The following is a 16492-nucleotide window of genomic DNA, read 5'->3' as shown; positions in this document are numbered from 1 at the left end:
GGGTGCGAGCCGCAAGAGCACGCACCCGGAACGAAAAAAGGGCGCCTCGATGGGCGCCCTTGGTCTCGTGCAATCGGTAAGTGTTAGCTGTCCAAAAAGCTGCGCAGCTTCCGCGACCTGCTCGGGTGCTTGAGCTTGCGCAGCGCCTTGGCTTCGATCTGGCGGATACGTTCGCGGGTGACCGAGAACTGCTGGCCGACCTCTTCCAGCGTATGATCGGTGTTCATGCCGATGCCGAAGCGCATTCTGAGCACACGCTCCTCGCGCGGCGTCAGCGAGGCCAGCACGCGCGTGGTGGTCTCGCGCAGATTGGCCTGGATCGCCGCGTCGATCGGCAGGATCGCCATCTTGTCCTCAATGAAATCGCCGAGGTGCGAATCCTCCTCGTCGCCGACCGGCGTTTCGAGCGAGATCGGCTCCTTGGCGATCTTCAGCACCTTGCGCACTTTTTCGAGCGGCATGGCGAGCTTTTCAGCCAGTTCCTCCGGCGTCGGCTCGCGACCGATCTCGTGCAGCATCTGGCGCGAGGTGCGCACGATCTTGTTGATCGTCTCGATCATGTGCACCGGAATGCGGATAGTGCGCGCCTGATCGGCGATCGAACGGGTGATCGCCTGCCGGATCCACCATGTCGCGTAGGTCGAGAACTTGTAGCCGCGGCGGTATTCGAATTTGTCGACCGCCTTCATCAGGCCGATATTGCCTTCCTGGATCAAGTCGAGGAACTGCAGGCCGCGATTGGTGTATTTCTTGGCGATGGAGATAACGAGGCGCAGATTGGCCTCGACCATTTCCTTCTTGGCGATCGCCGCTTCGCGCTCGCCCTTCTGCACCTGGTTGACGATCTTGCGGAATTCCAGGATCGAGATCGCCGTTTCGGTAGCGAGGTTCTGGATCTCGGCGCGCAGGTCCTTGATCGCGTCCTTCTCGTTCTTGGTGAATTCCTTCCAGCCGCGCGAGGTCAGGTTGCCGATCGCGCGCGTCCAGTTCGGATCGAGTTCGGAGCCCTGATATTCCTTCAGGAACTCCTCGCGACGCACGCCGTAGCTTTCGGCGAGCCTGAGCAGCTTGCCTTCGTTTTGCACCAGGCGCTTGTTGATGTCGTAGAGCTGCTCGACCAGCGCCTCGATGCGCGCCGTGTTGAGCGACAGCGACTTCACCGCCTTGATCAGCTGGTCCTTCAGCTCCTTCAGCCGGCGGTCCTGGCTGGGCGACAGCGTGCCGGCGGCGGCCAGACGGTTCTCGACCTGCTGGTCCTGCAGCTTGCGCAGCTTCTTATAGGTGTCGGCGATGACGTCGAGCGTCTCCATCACCTGCGGGCGGAGTTCCGCTTCCATGGCCGCCAGCGACAGGCTCGCTTCGTCCTCGTCTTCCTCGTCGTCATCGACCAGCCCGCGCGTATCGGCGGCGACATTGGTGACGTCGTCTTCCTCGTCGCGCGAACGGCGCGGCTTGTCCTCGACCTTGGCCTCCTCGATGCGCTCGACCACCGGCGCCTGCTTGGCTTCGGGGCCGGCATAGGTGGCTTCGAGATCGATGATCTCGCGTAGCAGGATCTTGGATTCGTTGAGCTCGTCACGCCAGATGATGATGGCCTGGAAGGTCAGCGGGCTTTCGCACAGGCCCGCGATCATCGTCTCGCGGCCGGCCTCGATGCGCTTGGCGATGGCGATTTCGCCCTCGCGCGACAGGAGTTCGACCGAGCCCATCTCGCGCAGATACATGCGCACCGGATCGTCGGTGCGGTCGGTCGGTTCTTTCTTGGTGGTGGTGGCGGCGACCGCGGTGCCGGTCTGCTCGGCCAGCTCGTTGGCGTCTTCCTCGGCATCGGCCGCCGTGTCGGCGGCCTCGGGCTCCTCGCCCTGCTCGTCGTCCTCGACCACGTTGATGCCCATGTCGGACAGCATCGCCATCGTGTCCTCGATCTGCTCGGAGGTCACTTCCTCGGAGGGCAGCACCGAATTCAGCTCGTCCATGGTGACATAGCCGCGCTTCTTGGCGGCCTTGATCATCTTCTTGACAGCATCATCGGAAAGGTCGAGCAGCGGGCCATCGGTGGCGCCTTCGCGTTCGGTTTCGACCTCTTCCTTTTCCTTTGTCGCCATAGTCTTTATCTTCTCCTAGCGGCCGAACATCAAAGCCGCGTAAGCTGTCGGACCAGTCAAATCGGATGCGCTCGCTTATGAACGCGCTTCACCGGGCCAGTAACTGCATCAACTCGTCGTTTGGTGCATGTCGTTGTCCCCAAAACCGGTTTCCTTTTGGGCAACATGCATTAAGTCCAGATTAACCCTGATATCTGTGGCAGGCAGGCTGCCTGTCCAGTGACCAGTACCCCACATCGCTTATTTCCCGTCGACGCGGGTTCGGGTTAACGTTTCGAATCGTCCTGATTCCGTCATTCTGCCAGAAGGTCAAGCGCCTCTCGCATGATTCGCCTTAAAAAAGCGAATCAATTACCCGACTTAGCCCGCCACGCGCCATTTGGACGCGCAACAACGCTTTCAATTCACTCGCTTCAAACTAAGCCCGCCCGGCCCTGCCCGAAGACACGCCGAATCCTTCGATCAGCGCTTCCGTTGCCTGTACATCCTGAAATTGCGCCTGAATTTCGATCAGGTGCCGGTAGTTTTCGTCTGTGGGGTCGGTGGCGAGCGCCGCTTCCGCCTGTTTCAGCTCCTTATGTAAGGTGCGCGCGCTGCGCTGCAAGTGCAGTGCCTGGCTGAAAGCGTCGCGGGCATCGTCAAGGGCAGCGGTCTCCAGCGCCGGCCATTGCCGCATTCGCCGGATCAGGCCGACGGCCCGTTCCCAGATCACGGCGCAGCCGGCGCGTTCGATCGTGGCGATAACGGCCTGACGATCATTGGCCATGTCATGCGCCATCGCATCGAGGATCGCCGCATGCAGCCGCCTCAGATCGGAGTTGGCGAGATCGAGAAACTCTATATGAGCGAAATTCTCGTCGATCAGCGCCGGATGGTTGACCAGTGCGACGATGATCGTCGCCTCGCGCACCGACATCCCCTCGCTGCCGCGTTTGACCAAAGCCGACTGGCCGAGGCTTTCAGTGATCGCGATGCGGCCGCCACCGCTCTTGGCGAACTGCCCACCGGGCGCGGCGGCCTTGCCCTGGCCGCGCTCGCCTCGCCGGCCGCCATCTTGACGCCCTTGGCGAGCACTGCGCTGCGAGCCGAAGAAACTCAGCACGCGCTCGCGCATCTCCTGCTGATAATGGTAGCGCAGGCTTTCATCGCGAATGCGATCAGTCAGCTCGCGCAGCGTCTTTTCCAATCCGGCCCTTCGCTCCGGCGTGTCGAAGACACCGCCGGCCGTCTCGCGCATCCATAGCAGATCGACCAGCGGCCGCGCCTCCGCCAGCACGATGCGGAACGCATCCGGCCCTTCGGCCTTGACCAGATCGTCAGGATCCTTGCCCTCGGGAAGTAGGGCAAAGCGCACCCGGCGTTCCGACTGCACCGACGGCAGCGCCATGTCGGCGGCGCGCCACGCCGCTTTCAGCCCGGCCTTGTCGCCATCGAAACACAACATCGGCTCCGGCGCCATGCGCCAGAGCAGCTCGAGCTGGTTCTCGGTGAGCGCGGTGCCGAGCGGCGCCACGACATTCTCGAATCCTGCCTGTGCCAGCGCTATCACGTCCATATAGCCTTCGACGGCGATGACCGTGCCGCCCTTGGCCAATGCCCCCTTTCCCATCGCCTGGCGGGCGCGGGCGAAATTGTAGAGCACATTGCCCTTGTGGAAGAGTTCGGTATCGGGCGAGTTCATGTATTTGGCCAGCGCATCCGCCTGCAGCGCGCGCCCGCCGAAAGCGATGATCTTGCCGCGCGAATCCGGGATCGGGAACATGATGCGGTCGCGGAACCAGTCATAGGAGACCGGAATGTCGTCGCCGTGGCGCACCAGCCCGCAGGCCTCGATATCGGCTTTCGGGATGCCTTTAGCGGCAAGATGCTCCTTAAGCGCATTGCGGCTGTCGGGTGCGAAGCCGAGCCGGAACGATTGCTGCGTCGCCGGTGTCAGCCCGCGATCGCGCAGATAGGCGCGGGCTTTGGCGCCTTCCGGCCCTTGTAACCGTTCCTGGAAGAAAGCGGTCGCCATCTCCATGACGTCGGTCAGGCTGGCGCGTTCCTTTTCGCGCCGCTCCTCCTGGGCGTCGCGAACCGGCATCGGCACGCCAGCCATGTCGGCGATCTTTTCGACCGCTTCGGGGAAGCTCATCCCGTCGAGTTCGGTGAGGAACTTGAAATGATCGCCCGAGACCGAGCAGCCGAAACAGTGGTAGCGGCCCTTCTTGTCCTCGCAGTGGAAGGACGGGCTCTTCTCGCCATGGAATGGGCAGCAGGCCCAATAATCGCCGCGCGGCGCATTGGTCTTCTTCCTGTCCCACGCGACGCGCAGGCCGATAACCTGGGAAATCGGCACGCGGTCGCGTATCTCGTCGAGGAAGGCGGGCGGAAAGCGCATCAGGGAACTCGTTTCCCATCATATAATCATGCCCGCGAAATCCGACGACCCCTAATGCGGACCATACCCGGTTTCCACAGGGTAAAAGCGGCCTTGCCGATATTCTGTCGATCAGTCGCCTGCGTCGACCAGACTCTCAACCGGCAGTTCGAGCGCGCGAGCCAGCCGCAGCCAAAGCGCGACATCCCCTCCACGCTTTCCGTTCTCGATTTCAGAAAGATAGTTCTGCGTCACTCCGACGGACGCGGAAAGCACAGCCTGGGTAAGCTTGCGATACCGGCGCCAGAAAGCAAGCGGAGAGACCGCCGCGACAAGAGCCCGCGCCTCGTCCGGAGTAAGTCCTGGAATCTGGCCTGCGCGAAAGCTGCCCAGCGCCTGTGCGTGGTCCAGCGATTCCCGCAATGCATCCAGTTCGCTGCGTGGCAGGATGGCCAGTTCCTCGCCACCTGGCGTCGTGACATAGGCAACATTGTTCACCTTGGCATTCCAATCATAAACCGACCCGCGCGGTCCGATCTTGGTGACGATGATCTCCTGATCCGTTTCCTCGAACACCACGCGATAGTCACCCACCCTCAAACGCAGAGCGGTCGAGCCTTGCAAGGCCTTGACCATGTTTGCAAGGCTGCTCGGGTCATTGGCGTATGCTTCTATCTTCGACAGGATTCTCTCGGCATCCGCCCGATGCCTCCGCAGCGCCTTGGCAGCCAGAGGGAGAAGAATGACCCGCTTCACCTCGAAAATATCGCATATCGTGATATTTTCGGCAAGCAGTTTCAAACTTCACATTTGCGACGAGTTGCTCGCGGACGCAGAAAGGCGGCCGTTGCGGGCCGCCTCCCTTTCAATGCCCGGCAAGGTGCCGGTTACTGCGCGGCAAGCGCGCCGAAGATGACACCGGAGACAATACCGACCAGCACATAGTCGTTGCCGACGCGGATCCACTCCTGGCCGCGGCCGGGACGATGCAGGCCATAGCGGCCATAATCGCGGATCGGTTGGTCACGCTTCCAGCTGGAATATTTCTGGCCATTGCGCCAATGGCTGCGCTTCACGACGACCTTCTTCTTGAAGACGCGCTTCTTCACATCGGTATGGTGGCCGGGCTTCTGCCAGTCGACCTGGCTATAGTTCGACTGCGGCGCGACCGGTGCATTCAGCGGCGCGGCCTGGCCGGTGAGCGACGTGGCGGCCAGCATCGAGAAAGCGAGGGCGGAAAGGACAATGCGTTTCATGGAAGTCTCCTTGGTTGTCGATGCCCAAGGGAATAGCCGCGCACCGATGAACCGAAACTGAACGTCAGCATTACAATTATGTAATGAATTCCTTCATTTAATTGAGGGAATTGAACATCCTCGCAAAGGTAGGAGCCAAGCGCGCGGCAATCCGCGCCATCCGCCGTGCCACGGCAGCCCGGCAATGCAACCATTTGCGCCTCAATCCATTTTCCGACACTGCCTGTCGCGCGGCAACGGCCCCTTGAAATCGACAAGATTTTATTATCCGGCTAAAATATTCGAGTTATTATCGACCATCGCCATGAACATGATTCGTAACCCCGCTTTTCATCCCGCTCGCCACGCTGGCCGCGTCGCGCGGCCCGTTGGCATGCAGGCGAAAAAGAAATGAGCGGCTCCGTCGTCCTTCTGCATCTGGCCGGCGCCGTGGCGCTGATGCTGTTTGCCACCCGCATGGTGAAGACCGGCGTCGAGCGTGCCTATGGCGACGTGCTGCGCCATCGTCTGCGCTCCACCATGCGCAATCCGATCATGGCGGTGCTGGCCGGCACCGGCCTCGCCATCGCCCTGCAAAGCTCCACTGCGGTCACGCTGCTGGTCGGCTCCTTCGCCGGCTCCGGCATCGTCTCGGGCGCCGCGGGCCAGCTTGCCGTGCGCGGCGCCGAGATCGGCTCGGCGCTGGTGGTCAAGCTGCTGACCTTCGATCTCACCTTGCTGGTGCCGCTTTGCCTGATCACCGGCACGGTGATGTTCATGGCCACCGAGCGGCGCGACTGGCGCCAGTCCGGCCGCATCCTGATCGGCATCGGCCTTTTGATCCTGTCGCTGGAAATGATCGGCCAGGCATCGGAGCCGCTGCGCAACAGCCAGCTCATGCCGGTCATCATCAACTACTTCTCCACAGATTCCATCACCGCCTATCTGCTGGCGGCGCTGATCACCTGGCTGTTCCAGTCGAGCATCGCGGCGGTTCTGTTGATGGCGACGCTGGCCGGCCGTGGCCTGATCACGCCCGAACTCGGCGTCGTCCTCATCCTCGGCGTCAATCTCGGCTCCTCGATCATTGCGCCGATGCTGACCCGCTCGTCGAGCCCCGAAGTGCGCGTCGTGCCGGTCGGCAACCTCCTGATGCGCGGGCTCGGCTCGCTGGTCATGCTGATCCTGATCATGATCTTCAGGCCGCACTTCGCCTTTCTCGGTTCGACGGCCGCGGACCAGATCGTCAACGCCCATATCCTGTTCAATGTGCTGATCCTGCTCGCCGGGCTGCCGCTGGCCGGGTTCGTCTATCGCGCTTCCGAAAAGATCGTCGCACTTGGCACCAAGCCCGTTCCGGCTGCCTCGCTCGACGTCGTCGAGCTGTCCGCCCTCAATGAAAGCGCGCTCGATGTCCCAAGCCAGGCGCTGGCCAATGCCACGCGCGAAGTGGTGCGGGTCTGCGAGACGGTCGAGATCATGCTCAAGCGCATCATCGAACTCTATGAAAGTGCCGACGCCGACAAGATCATGGCGCTGGCTGAACTCGACGACCGCGTCGACAGGAAGCATGCCGCGATCAAGCTCTATCTGGCCAAGCTTACCAGGAACCCGCTGACCGAGGACGAGGCGCTGCGCTGCCAGGAGCTGATCGGCGCCTGCGTCAAGCTCGAGCAGGTCGGCGACATCATCGTGCGCAACATGCTGGTGCATGTGAAGAAGAAGTTCGAGCGCGGACTGGAATTCACCGACGAGGGCTGGAGTGAGTTGTTCGCCTTCCACAGCTCGGTGCTCGCCAACGCGCGGCTTGCCTTCAACGTGCTGGTGTCGCGCGATCCCGAAACCGCCCGCCAGCTGGTGCTGGAAAAGGACCAGCTGCGCGACCGCGAGAAGGAAACCAGTGCCAGCCATTTCGAGCGTCTGCGCGACGGCACCGCCAAGAGCGTCGAGACCAGCTCGATCCATCTCGACACCATCCGCGACCTGAAGCAGATCAACTCCCTGCTGGCCTCGATGGCCTATCCGGTGCTCGAAGAGCGCGGCCTACTCACCGGGTCGCGGCTGAAGGCGAGCTGAGAAGCAGCCGATCTCCCCCTCGTGGGGGAGATGTCCGGCAGGACAGAGGGGGGGCGCCGTAGAACGCGGCCGATACCGCCTTTTGATTTTCTTGGTTTGTCACCCGGCTTCAGTCGAGCGGGAAGTTTGAAAGGCTGGCAGGACAGCGCCCCCCTCTGGCCTGCCGGCCATCTCCCCCACAAGGAGGGAGATTGGCGCTTCATCGCCGCGCCCCATTGAAGAAAACCTAAACCGGCGACAAACATTTCTGGATTGCTCGCAGGCCTTATCCGTGGTTTGAGGCCGTTCCAACCAAGGCCTTTCCCATGTCGCTTCCGCTCATCGCCCTGTTTATCGCCGCCTTTGCTTTCGGCACCACCGAATTCGTCATTGCCGGCGTGCTGCCGCAGGTGGCGGAAGGGCTGGGTGTTTCGGTTCCCTCGGCCGGTTATCTCGTTTCCGGCTATGCCTGCGGCATCGCAATCGGCGGTCCACTGCTGGCGCTCGCCACAAAGTCGCTGCCGCGCAAGACCTTGCTGCTCGGCCTCGCCATCGCCTTCACCATTGGCCAGGCGGCCTGCGCGCTGGCGCCCGACTTCAACTCGATGCTGCTCTTGCGCATTGCCGTCGCGGTCGCGCACGGCGCCTATTTCGGCGTCGCCATGGTCGTCGCCGTCGGTCTTGTGCGCGAGGACCAGCGCGGCATGGCGGTTGCCGTCATCCTGTCCGGCCTCACAGTCTCCAACGTCATCGGCGTGCCGGCGGGTACTGCGATCGGCAACATCTGGGGCTGGCGCGCCACCTTCTGGGTGATGTGCGCGCTCGGTGTGGCGGCAACCCTCGCCATGGCAGCGCTGTTGCCGCGCACCACCGGATCATCGGCCAGGCCCGCCGGTTTCGCCCGCGAGGTTCGCGTGCTGGCTCGCCAGCAGGTCTGGACCTCGCTGATCCTGATGTTGATGCTGATGATCGGCCAGTTCGGTCTGTTCACCTACATCACCCCGACATTGCTGGAGATCACCGGGCTCGACGAGAGCCTGGTGCCGTGGGTGCTGCTGCTCAACGGCGTCGGCGCCACGCTCGGCGTCTTCCTCGGCGGCAAGCTGTCCGACTGGAAGCTGATGCCGTCATTGATCACCATGCTGGGCTTGCAGGCGGTGACGCTGGCCGTCATCTATGCCGTCAGCCCCTATCCCCTGCCGATGGTTGTCGCCATCGTCGTCTGGGGTGGTCTCAACTTCGCCATCGGCACACCGATCCAGACCCGCATCCTGGCCTGGACGGCAGACGCCTCGAACCTCGCTTCGTCGCTCATTCCGTCCGGCTTCAATGTCGGCATCGCGCTAGCCGCATCGCTGGGGGCCGCCATGCTCAATGGCGGCTACGGCTACCGCAGCCTGCCGCTGCTCGGCGTCATCGCGATGCTGGTCGCCGTCGCGGTGGCACTCGCCTCTTATGCCTGGGAAGGGCGCAGCAATGCCACGCCGCCGCTGACGGCCCCAGCGGAGTAGAGCTCGAACAAAGCCCTCACCCGCGCCAGCGCAGCAGGCGCATGGCGTTGGCGGTGACCAGCACGGTGGCGCCGGTGTCGGCCAGGATTGCCGGCCAAAGGCCGGTGATGCCGGCAATGGTGGTGACCAGGAACACCGCCTTCAGCCCGAGCGCCACGGTGATGTTCTGGCCGATATTGGCCATCACCGCCCGCGACAGTTTTACCATGCGCACGACGTCCATGACCCGGCCATGCAGGATCGCCGCGTCCGCGGTCTCCAGCGCCACATCGGTGCCGCCACCCATGGCGATGCCGATATCGGCGGCGGCGAGCGCCGGCGCGTCGTTGATGCCATCGCCGACCTTGGCCACTTTCAGCCCCTCGCGCTGCAATTCACCGACGATGCGCTGCTTGTCCTGCGGCAGCAGCTCCGCCCGCGCCTCGATGCCGAGCGAAGCGGCAATGGCTTCGGCCGTGCGGCGGTTGTCGCCGGTTAGCATCACAGCCCGGATGCCCTCAGCTTTGAGCGCCGCGATCCCGGCCGCCGCATCCGGCCGCGGCTCGTCACGCATGGCGATCAGCCCGGCCACCACGCCGTCCGCCATCAGCACCGAGACGGTCTTGCCCTGGCCGTTGAAGCTGTCGACGGTCAGGCGCTGCGCTTCGGTCATATCAGCACGTTCTCCCGCCGCCTGGCCAGAGCCGAGAAAGACGGCGACGCCACCGACACTGCCCTCGACGCCCTTGCCGGAAATCGCCTTCGCCGCCAGCGCCGGCGGCACCGGCGCTTTGTCGGCCCTGGCCCTGTCCAGAACTGCCGTCGCCAGCGGATGGCTGGAACCCTGCTCGAGAGCTGCCGCCAGAGCCAGCACGGTGCGTTCATCGCAGCCATACGCCACGATGTCGGTCACCACGGGCCTGCCCGCCGTCAGCGTGCCGGTCTTGTCGAACGCGACCGCGGTGATCCGACGAAACCCTTCCAGCACCGCGCCGCCCTTCATCAGCAGGCCACGCCGCGCGCCGGTCGCAAGACCCGCGGCGATCGCCGCCGGCGTCGAGATTACCAACGCACAAGGGCAGCCGATCAAAAGAATCGCCAGGCCCTTGTAGATCCATTCGTTCCAGCCGCCGCCGCCGATAAGCGGCGGCAGCAGCGCCACCAGCGCTCCGACCGCCAGCACGGCCGGAGTGTAGGTGCGCGAGAAGCGATCGATGAAGCGCTCGGTCGGCGCCTTGGCCTCCTGCGCCTCCTCGACCAGCCGCACCACCCGGGCGATGGTGTTGTCCGATGTGGCCGCCGTCACCCGTATCTTGAGCACGCCGTCGGTGCTGATCGTGCCGGCGAAGACGGTTTCGGCAACACCCTTGCGCTTCGGCGTGCTCTCGCCGGTCACCGGCGCCTCGTCGATATCGCTCGCCCCCTCGACGATCTCGCCATCGGCAGGGATGCGGTCGCCCGGCCGCACCACGATGACGTCGCTGACCGCAAGATCTTCAGCGGGAACCTCCGATGTACCGCCTGCACGCTCGACCCGTGCTATCTTCGGCACCAGATCGGCAAGTCCCTGTATGCTCGCCCGTGCGCGGCCGGCGGCGACACCTTCCAGAAGTTCGCCGATCAGGAACAGCATCAGCACGGCGGCGGCTTCTTCCGTGGCGCCAATCATCACGGCGCCGATCGCCGCGATGGTCATCAGCATCTCGATCGAGAACGGCGTGCCGGCCAGTGCCGCCATCAGCGCGCGCCGCGCGATCGGCACCAGGCCGACGAGCAAAGCGGCCAGGAACACCCAGCGCTCGGCCGCCGGAAACAGATAGCCGATGCAATAGGCAGCAAGAAGCGCTGCCGCATAAGCCAGCGTCAGCACTGCCCGGTGGGAACGCCACCACGCCTGCCCCGGCTCGCCACCCATGTGGAGACGGGTTGAAGCGATGGCCTGCTTGCTGGCCGGCTCGCCACGATCGTGGCCTTCGTGGCCATGACCAGCATGGTCATACGCTTTGACTGCTGAAGCGTGCCCATCGATCCTAGCTTCGGCCTTTATGATGCCATACCCAAGCCGCGCAACCTGCCGCAGCACCTTGTCTTCCGGCAGTGCGCCACCGTGACTGACCGTCATGCTGGCGCCGGTCACTGAAACCGAGACATCCGCGACGCCGTCGAGACGGCGAACCGCCGTGTCGATCTTGGCCGCGCAGGAGGCGCAATCCATGCCGCCGATCCTGAACCGCGTCTGCTTGAGGGGAGCCGTCATCATATCACCTGTCTGTCTTGCCCGCGCGGCGTCGCCGCATTGGTCTTGAATGCTGATGTGAGGCACTGTAATTGCTCTAGTCACTAGAGCTTCAAGAGGCAAAATTCATGTTTTCGATCGGTGATCTCTCCCGCCGCACCGGGGTCAAGGTGCCGACAATCCGCTACTACGAGCAGATGGGCCTGGTCGCGGCACCCGAGCGTTCGGAAGGCAACCAGCGCCGCTATTCCAGGCAGGAGCTGGAGCGGCTGGCCTTCATCCGCCACGCCCGCGACCTCGGCTTCGCCGTCGAGGATATCCGCTCGCTGATCGAATTGAGCGACCACCCCGAGCAGCCCTGCGGCCACGCCGACAAGATCGCCCAGGAACAACTGATCTCGGTGCGGGACAAGATCGTCCAGTTGAAGCGGCTGGAGGCCGAACTCGAACGCATCGCCACCTGCTGCAATGGCAAGACGGTCGGCGACTGCTACGTTATCCGCGCGCTATCCGACCACGCGCTGTGCACTGACGAGCATGGGTGAGAGGCTGGTGCTGGCAGCGATCTAGGAGCTGTGAGGACACAAAGCAGACCTCGCACCGCCGCTGCAAGGCTCAGGTTCCTCGCCCCACGAAAGTGGGGAGAGGTGGCCGCGAAGCGGTCGGAGAGGGGCCTGCGCCAGCGGATATAAGGGGATTTCCCCCAGCCTGCCTCGGATAAGATTGCGCCCACTCCTACAACTCGATCCGAAACCGCAAACTCTCCGCCCCGCCATAGGCGGCGTCCTCGAAGAAGCGCTCGACGAGCTTGCCACCGTTGGCCAGGATCACCTTGTGCGATGCCGGATTGCCCGGTTTGGCGGTGATCTCGACATAGGGCAGGCCGACCGCCCTCGTCTCGTCCAGCATCAGCCGCAGCGCCTCGGTGGCGTAGCCGCGCCGCCGCTTCCACGGCACCACCGCATAGCCGATATGGCCGAGCACATGCGGCGGCAGTTCCGCCGTTCCTGGTTGCCAGCGGAAGCCGATCGAGCCCGACGCCTCGCCGTCCCAGATCCAACGGCGGAAGCCGGGCAGGCGCGGCACTTGCTTGCCGTCGGGCAAGGTGACCGGGCCGCCTTTGGCTTGGGGATCGTCGAGGTCGGCGAGAAAGGCCACCGGATCTTTTTCGATCGCCGCAAGCTGCTCGCGCGTCGCTTCCAGCAATCGCACATTGTCCGGCGACCAACCGCGCTCGAGCGCCGCCTTGTAGGACGGCAAATGTTCAAGCGCGGGTTTGACGATTTCGACCATGGTGCACCGGCGGAGACGCTACACCGATAAGATAGCAGCATTGCCCGGCAAGGCACGATCCACCAAAGCGCAGCCTCTTACGACAAGGGCCGCGTTCCCATCGCTGGAAACGCGGTCCTGATCCAAGTCCTTGGGAGGACGGCAATCCGGCATGGTCGCGCCGGATCGCCACTAGAGCATTTTGCAGCCAAGCGGAATCGCTTGGCGTCGCAGAAATGCGGCTAAAACAAACAGTTAGAGCGGGATGCCAGGTTCAATTCAAATGCATCCCGCTCTAGCGATCTCAGGCGATGTCGAAGCGGTCGGCGTTCATCACCTTGGTCCATGCCGCCACGAAATCCCTGGCGAATTTCTGCCCGGCGTCCGAGGAGCCATAGACCTCGGCGAGTGCTCGCAATTGTGCGTGCGAACCGAAGATCAGATCTGCGCGCGTGCCGGTCCACTTGACCGCCTTGGTCTTACGGTCGCGCGCCTCGTACACCTCTTCCGAACCCGGAACAGAGCCGGCGGCAGGATCCCAGACCGTGTTCATGCTGAGCAGGTTGACGAAGAAGTCATTGGTCAGCGTCCCCGGCCGGTCGGTGAACACGCCATGTTTCGACTTGGCCGTGTTGGCGCCAAGCACCCGCAAGCCGCCGACCAGCACCGTCATCTCCGGCGCCGTCAGCGACAGCAATTGCGCCCGGTCGACCAGCATGGCTTCGACCGACATTGGCTGCCTGCCCCTGACATAGTTGCGGAAGCCGTCGACTTTCGGCTCGAGCGGCGCGAAGGAATGAACATCCGTCTGTTCCTGAGAGGCGTCCATGCGGCCTGGCGTGAATGGCACCTTCACCTCATGGCCACCGTCCTTCGCGGCTTTTTCGACCGCGACGACGCCGCCGAGCACGATGAGATCTGCAAGCGAGACCTTCTTGCCGCCGGTCTGTGCCGCGTTGAACTCGTTCTGGATGCCTTCCAGCTTCGCCAGCACCTTCGACAGTTCAGCCGGCTGGTTGACCTCCCAGTCCTTCTGCGGCGCGAGCCGGATGCGGGCACCGTTGGCGCCGCCCCGCTTGTCGGAATTGCGGAACGTCGAGGCCGACGCCCAGGCGGTCGAGACCAGCTCGGAGACCGACAGGCCCGATGCCAGGATCTTCGACTTCAACGACGCAATGTCCTGCTCGCTGACCAATTCGTGGTCGACCGCCGGGATCGGATCTTGCCAGATCAGTTCTTCCTTCGGCACGAGCGGGCCGAGATAGCGAACGACCGGGCCCATGTCGCGGTGGGTCAGCTTGTACCAGGCACGGGCAAATGCCTCGGCGAACTGGTCCGGATGTTCGTGGAAACGCCGCGATATCTTTTCGTAGGCCGGATCGACCCTCAGCGCGAGATCGGTGGTCAGCATGGACGGCGCGCGGCGCTTTGACGGGTCGTGGGCATCCGGTACGGTGCCAGCGCCAGCGCCGCCCTTCGGCGTCCATTGATGGGCGCCCGCTGGGCTCTTCGTCAGCTCCCATTCGTAGTTGAACAGATTGTCGAAGAAGTTGTTGCTCCACTTCGTCGGCGTCGTGGTCCAGGTCACCTCGAGGCCCGAGGTGATCGCGTCGCCTGCGATGCCGGTGGCATGCTTGCTCGACCAGCCGAGGCCCTGCGCCTCGATGCCGGCGCCTTCCGGCTCGGCGCCTACAAGCGCGGCATCGCCGGCGCCGTGCGTCTTGCCGAAGGTGTGACCGCCGGCGATCAGCGCCACGGTCTCCTCGTCGTTCATCGCCATGCGGCCGAAGGTTTCACGGATGTCGCGTGCCGAAGCCAGCGGATCCGGCTTGCCGTTCGGCCCTTCCGGATTGACGTAGATCAGACCCATCTGCACGGCGCCGAGATGGCCTTGGAGTTCACGATCGCCGGAGTAGCGATTGTCGTCGAGCCACTTGGTTTCCGAACCCCAATCCACGTCCTGCTCGGGCTCCCAGACGTCGGCGCGGCCGCCGGCGAAGCCGAAGGTCTTGAAGCCCATCGATTCCAGCGCGACGTTGCCGGTGAGGATCAGCAGGTCGGCCCAGGAGATCTTCCTGCCATATTTCTGCTTGACCGGCCACAGCAGCCGGCGCGCCTTGTCGAGATTGGCATTGTCCGGCCAGCTGTTTAGCGGAGCGAAACGCTGCTGGCCGGCGCCGGCGCCGCCACGGCCGTCGCCGATGCGATACGTGCCGGCACTGTGCCAGGCCATGCGGATGAACAGCGGTCCGTAATGGCCGAAATCGGCCGGCCACCAATCCTGCGAATCCGTCATCACATGTTGCAGATCCTTGATCACCGCATCGAGATCGAGCGACTTGAATTCCCTGGCATAGTCGAACGCCTCGCCCATCGGGTCGGAGAGGTTCGATTGCTGATGCAGAACGCCGAGGTCAAGTTGGTTTGGCCACCAGTCACGGTTGCTCCTGCTGGAGGCCCCATGCGCAACCGGGCATTTGCCCTTGCTGTTGTCGTCTGTGTTGGCGTCCATGTCTTTCTCCGATCGTGGCTGTGTTGAGCTGTTTTCAACTGCTGCGTGAATAGGGACACTGGATGTCCCTGGAGGCGGTCCGTTTCATGGCAGGCGCGATAACCCCATGCCCGATACGCGACCGAATATGTTGGATGTCCTATCGCTGCACGCGCGCCCCGAACGAGGCGGGCTGCTCCTCATCTTCCTTGCAACTCCTATAGCAGAGCCACGTGATTAATTTAAGTTGGATTTCCTGATTACAGCGATAAGATGACATTATGACAAACCTGACGCTGAAGCAGCTACGTTATTTCGAAGCGCTGGCCAGACACAACCATTTCGGACGTGCTGCGGATGCGTGCGCGATCTCCCAGCCCGCCATCTCGGTGCAGATCAAGGAATTGGAGGAAACGCTTGGCACGGAGCTTTTCGAAAGAGGTCCGCGACAGGTCCGGCTGACCAATTTCGGCGAGGAGTTTGCCATGCGCGTCCGCGACATCCTGCGCTCGGTGGATGAGCTGCCGGATCTGGCCCGCGCCTCGCGCGACCGGCTGGTGGGGCGGCTGCGCATCGGCGTGATCCCGACGATTGCGCCCTACCTTCTGCCTGCAATCATCGGCAACCTCGCCCGCATGCATGACGGCCTCGATATCCACGTGCGCGAGACGCAGACGCAGAAACTGATCCAGGAACTGGCCGACGGCCGGCTCGACGCGGCCATCGTCGCGCTGCCGGTGTCGGAACCGTCACTGACCGAAATCGTGCTGTTTGCCGAGAACTTCGTGCTGGTCCGGCCGGGCGAGGACGCGGGAAAGCCGGTGCCCAATCGCGAAATGCTGCGCGAGATGCGGCTGCTCCTGCTGGAGGAAGGCCATTGTTTCCGCGACCAGGCGCTGTCGTTTTGCAACATGCATTCGGCACGCCCAAGGGAGTTGCTGGACGGCAGCTCGCTGTCGACCCTGGTGCAGATGGTCGGCGCCGGCGTCGGCGTCACCTTGATCCCGGAAATGGCCGTGCCGGTGGAGACACGCTCGGCGTCGGTCTCCATCGCCCACTTCGCCAGCCCGCAGCCGTCGCGAACCATCGGCATGATCTGGCGCAAGACAAGCCCGATCGCCAAACAGCTGCTGCGTATCTCCGAAGTGGTTCGCCAAGCGGCCGATGTTCTGCGCGCCCAGCACAATCCGGCATCGGTCGAGTTGAACCTGGCGGCAGCCGCCCAATGAAGGCTGCTCAAGTGACCGGA

11 protein-coding genes are annotated in these 16492 nt (G+C 63.5%); 4 read left to right on the top strand and 7 right to left on the bottom strand.

What is annotated here, in order from left to right; translation table 11 throughout:
• Positions 1–83: 83 nt before the first annotated feature.
• The 4 genes from rpoD to NKJ06_RS13570 all read right to left on the bottom strand — a co-directional run bounded on the left by rpoD (position 84) and on the right by NKJ06_RS13570 (position 5720).
• Positions 84–2105 (bottom strand): RNA polymerase sigma factor RpoD, encoded by a 2022-nt coding sequence (gene rpoD, locus NKJ06_RS13585; protein WP_352632355.1) that lies wholly within the window; start codon positions 2103–2105, stop codon positions 84–86.
• A 418-nt stretch (positions 2106–2523) separates the two neighbouring features.
• Positions 2524–4485, bottom strand: coding sequence for a DNA primase (gene dnaG / locus NKJ06_RS13580; RefSeq protein WP_352809971.1), 1962 nt, complete (start codon positions 4483–4485; stop codon positions 2524–2526).
• A gap of 111 nt (positions 4486–4596) precedes the next feature.
• Positions 4597–5265, bottom strand: a complete 669-nt coding sequence (locus NKJ06_RS13575; RefSeq protein WP_352632359.1) for a helix-turn-helix domain-containing protein — start codon at positions 5263–5265, stop codon at positions 4597–4599.
• Positions 5266–5351: 86 nt separating this feature from the next.
• Complete coding sequence (locus NKJ06_RS13570; RefSeq protein ID WP_352632360.1) at positions 5352–5720, bottom strand: RcnB family protein; 369 nt, start codon at positions 5718–5720, stop codon at positions 5352–5354.
• A gap of 390 nt (positions 5721–6110) precedes the next feature.
• Between NKJ06_RS13570 and NKJ06_RS13565 the strand changes: the two genes are divergently transcribed.
• The gene (locus NKJ06_RS13565) at positions 6111–7775 is read left to right on the top strand and encodes a Na/Pi cotransporter family protein (RefSeq protein ID WP_352632364.1); all 1665 of its coding nucleotides are present in this window, start codon (positions 6111–6113) and stop codon (positions 7773–7775) included.
• A 305-nt stretch (positions 7776–8080) separates the two neighbouring features.
• Entirely contained in the window at positions 8081–9265 is a 1185-nt protein-coding gene (locus tag NKJ06_RS13560) for an MFS transporter (protein ID WP_352632366.1), read from the top strand.
• A 16-nt stretch (positions 9266–9281) separates the two neighbouring features.
• On the opposite strand, the gene NKJ06_RS13555 is transcribed toward NKJ06_RS13560, so the two are convergent.
• On the bottom strand, positions 9282–11501 hold the full coding sequence (locus NKJ06_RS13555) for a heavy metal translocating P-type ATPase (RefSeq protein ID WP_352809980.1): 2220 nt from the start codon (positions 11499–11501) through the stop codon (positions 9282–9284).
• 107 nt (positions 11502–11608) lie between these two features.
• Here NKJ06_RS13555 and NKJ06_RS13550 point away from each other — a divergent pair, with 107 nt between their 5' ends.
• Complete coding sequence (locus tag NKJ06_RS13550) at positions 11609–12025, top strand: MerR family transcriptional regulator (protein ID WP_352632368.1); 417 nt, start codon at positions 11609–11611, stop codon at positions 12023–12025.
• 190 nt (positions 12026–12215) lie between these two features.
• Here the strand turns inward: NKJ06_RS13550 and NKJ06_RS13545 are convergent, their stop codons facing one another.
• Both NKJ06_RS13545 and katG read right to left on the bottom strand, forming a co-directional pair.
• Positions 12216–12773: a GNAT family N-acetyltransferase gene (locus NKJ06_RS13545; protein WP_352632370.1), complete on the bottom strand. Its 558-nt coding sequence runs from the start codon at positions 12771–12773 to the stop codon at positions 12216–12218.
• 283 nt (positions 12774–13056) lie between these two features.
• A complete protein-coding gene (gene katG / locus NKJ06_RS13540; RefSeq protein ID WP_352632372.1) occupies positions 13057–15264 on the bottom strand; it encodes a catalase/peroxidase HPI in 2208 nt (735 codons plus the stop codon).
• A 260-nt stretch (positions 15265–15524) separates the two neighbouring features.
• Between katG and NKJ06_RS13535 the strand changes: the two genes are divergently transcribed.
• Complete coding sequence (locus NKJ06_RS13535; protein WP_352632373.1) at positions 15525–16472, top strand: hydrogen peroxide-inducible genes activator; 948 nt, start codon at positions 15525–15527, stop codon at positions 16470–16472.
• Positions 16473–16492: the final 20 nt, after the last annotated feature.

The sequence above is a fragment of the Mesorhizobium sp. M0293 genome, from assembly GCF_040321735.1.
Lineage (GTDB): Bacteria > Pseudomonadota > Alphaproteobacteria > Rhizobiales > Rhizobiaceae > Mesorhizobium.
This window is presented reverse-complemented; position numbering and strand designations above follow the sequence as displayed.

What these genes read in the sequence shown, in the direction of transcription:
- rpoD (WP_352632355.1), bottom strand. Translation starts at nt 2,105, where the DNA reads ATGGCGACAAAGGAAAAGGAAGAGGTCGAAACCGAACGCGAAGGCGCC.
- dnaG (WP_352809971.1), bottom strand. Translation starts at nt 4,485, where the DNA reads ATGCGCTTTCCGCCCGCCTTCCTCGACGAGATACGCGACCGCGTGCCG.
- NKJ06_RS13570 (WP_352632360.1), bottom strand. Translation starts at nt 5,720, where the DNA reads ATGAAACGCATTGTCCTTTCCGCCCTCGCTTTCTCGATGCTGGCCGCC.
- NKJ06_RS13565 (WP_352632364.1), top strand. Translation starts at nt 6,111, where the DNA reads ATGAGCGGCTCCGTCGTCCTTCTGCATCTGGCCGGCGCCGTGGCGCTG.
- NKJ06_RS13560 (WP_352632366.1), top strand. Translation starts at nt 8,081, where the DNA reads ATGTCGCTTCCGCTCATCGCCCTGTTTATCGCCGCCTTTGCTTTCGGC.
- NKJ06_RS13555 (WP_352809980.1), bottom strand. Translation starts at nt 11,501, where the DNA reads ATGACGGCTCCCCTCAAGCAGACGCGGTTCAGGATCGGCGGCATGGAT.
- NKJ06_RS13550 (WP_352632368.1), top strand. Translation starts at nt 11,609, where the DNA reads ATGTTTTCGATCGGTGATCTCTCCCGCCGCACCGGGGTCAAGGTGCCG.
- NKJ06_RS13545 (WP_352632370.1), bottom strand. Translation starts at nt 12,773, where the DNA reads ATGGTCGAAATCGTCAAACCCGCGCTTGAACATTTGCCGTCCTACAAG.
- katG (WP_352632372.1), bottom strand. Translation starts at nt 15,264, where the DNA reads ATGGACGCCAACACAGACGACAACAGCAAGGGCAAATGCCCGGTTGCG.
- NKJ06_RS13535 (WP_352632373.1), top strand. Translation starts at nt 15,525, where the DNA reads ATGACAAACCTGACGCTGAAGCAGCTACGTTATTTCGAAGCGCTGGCC.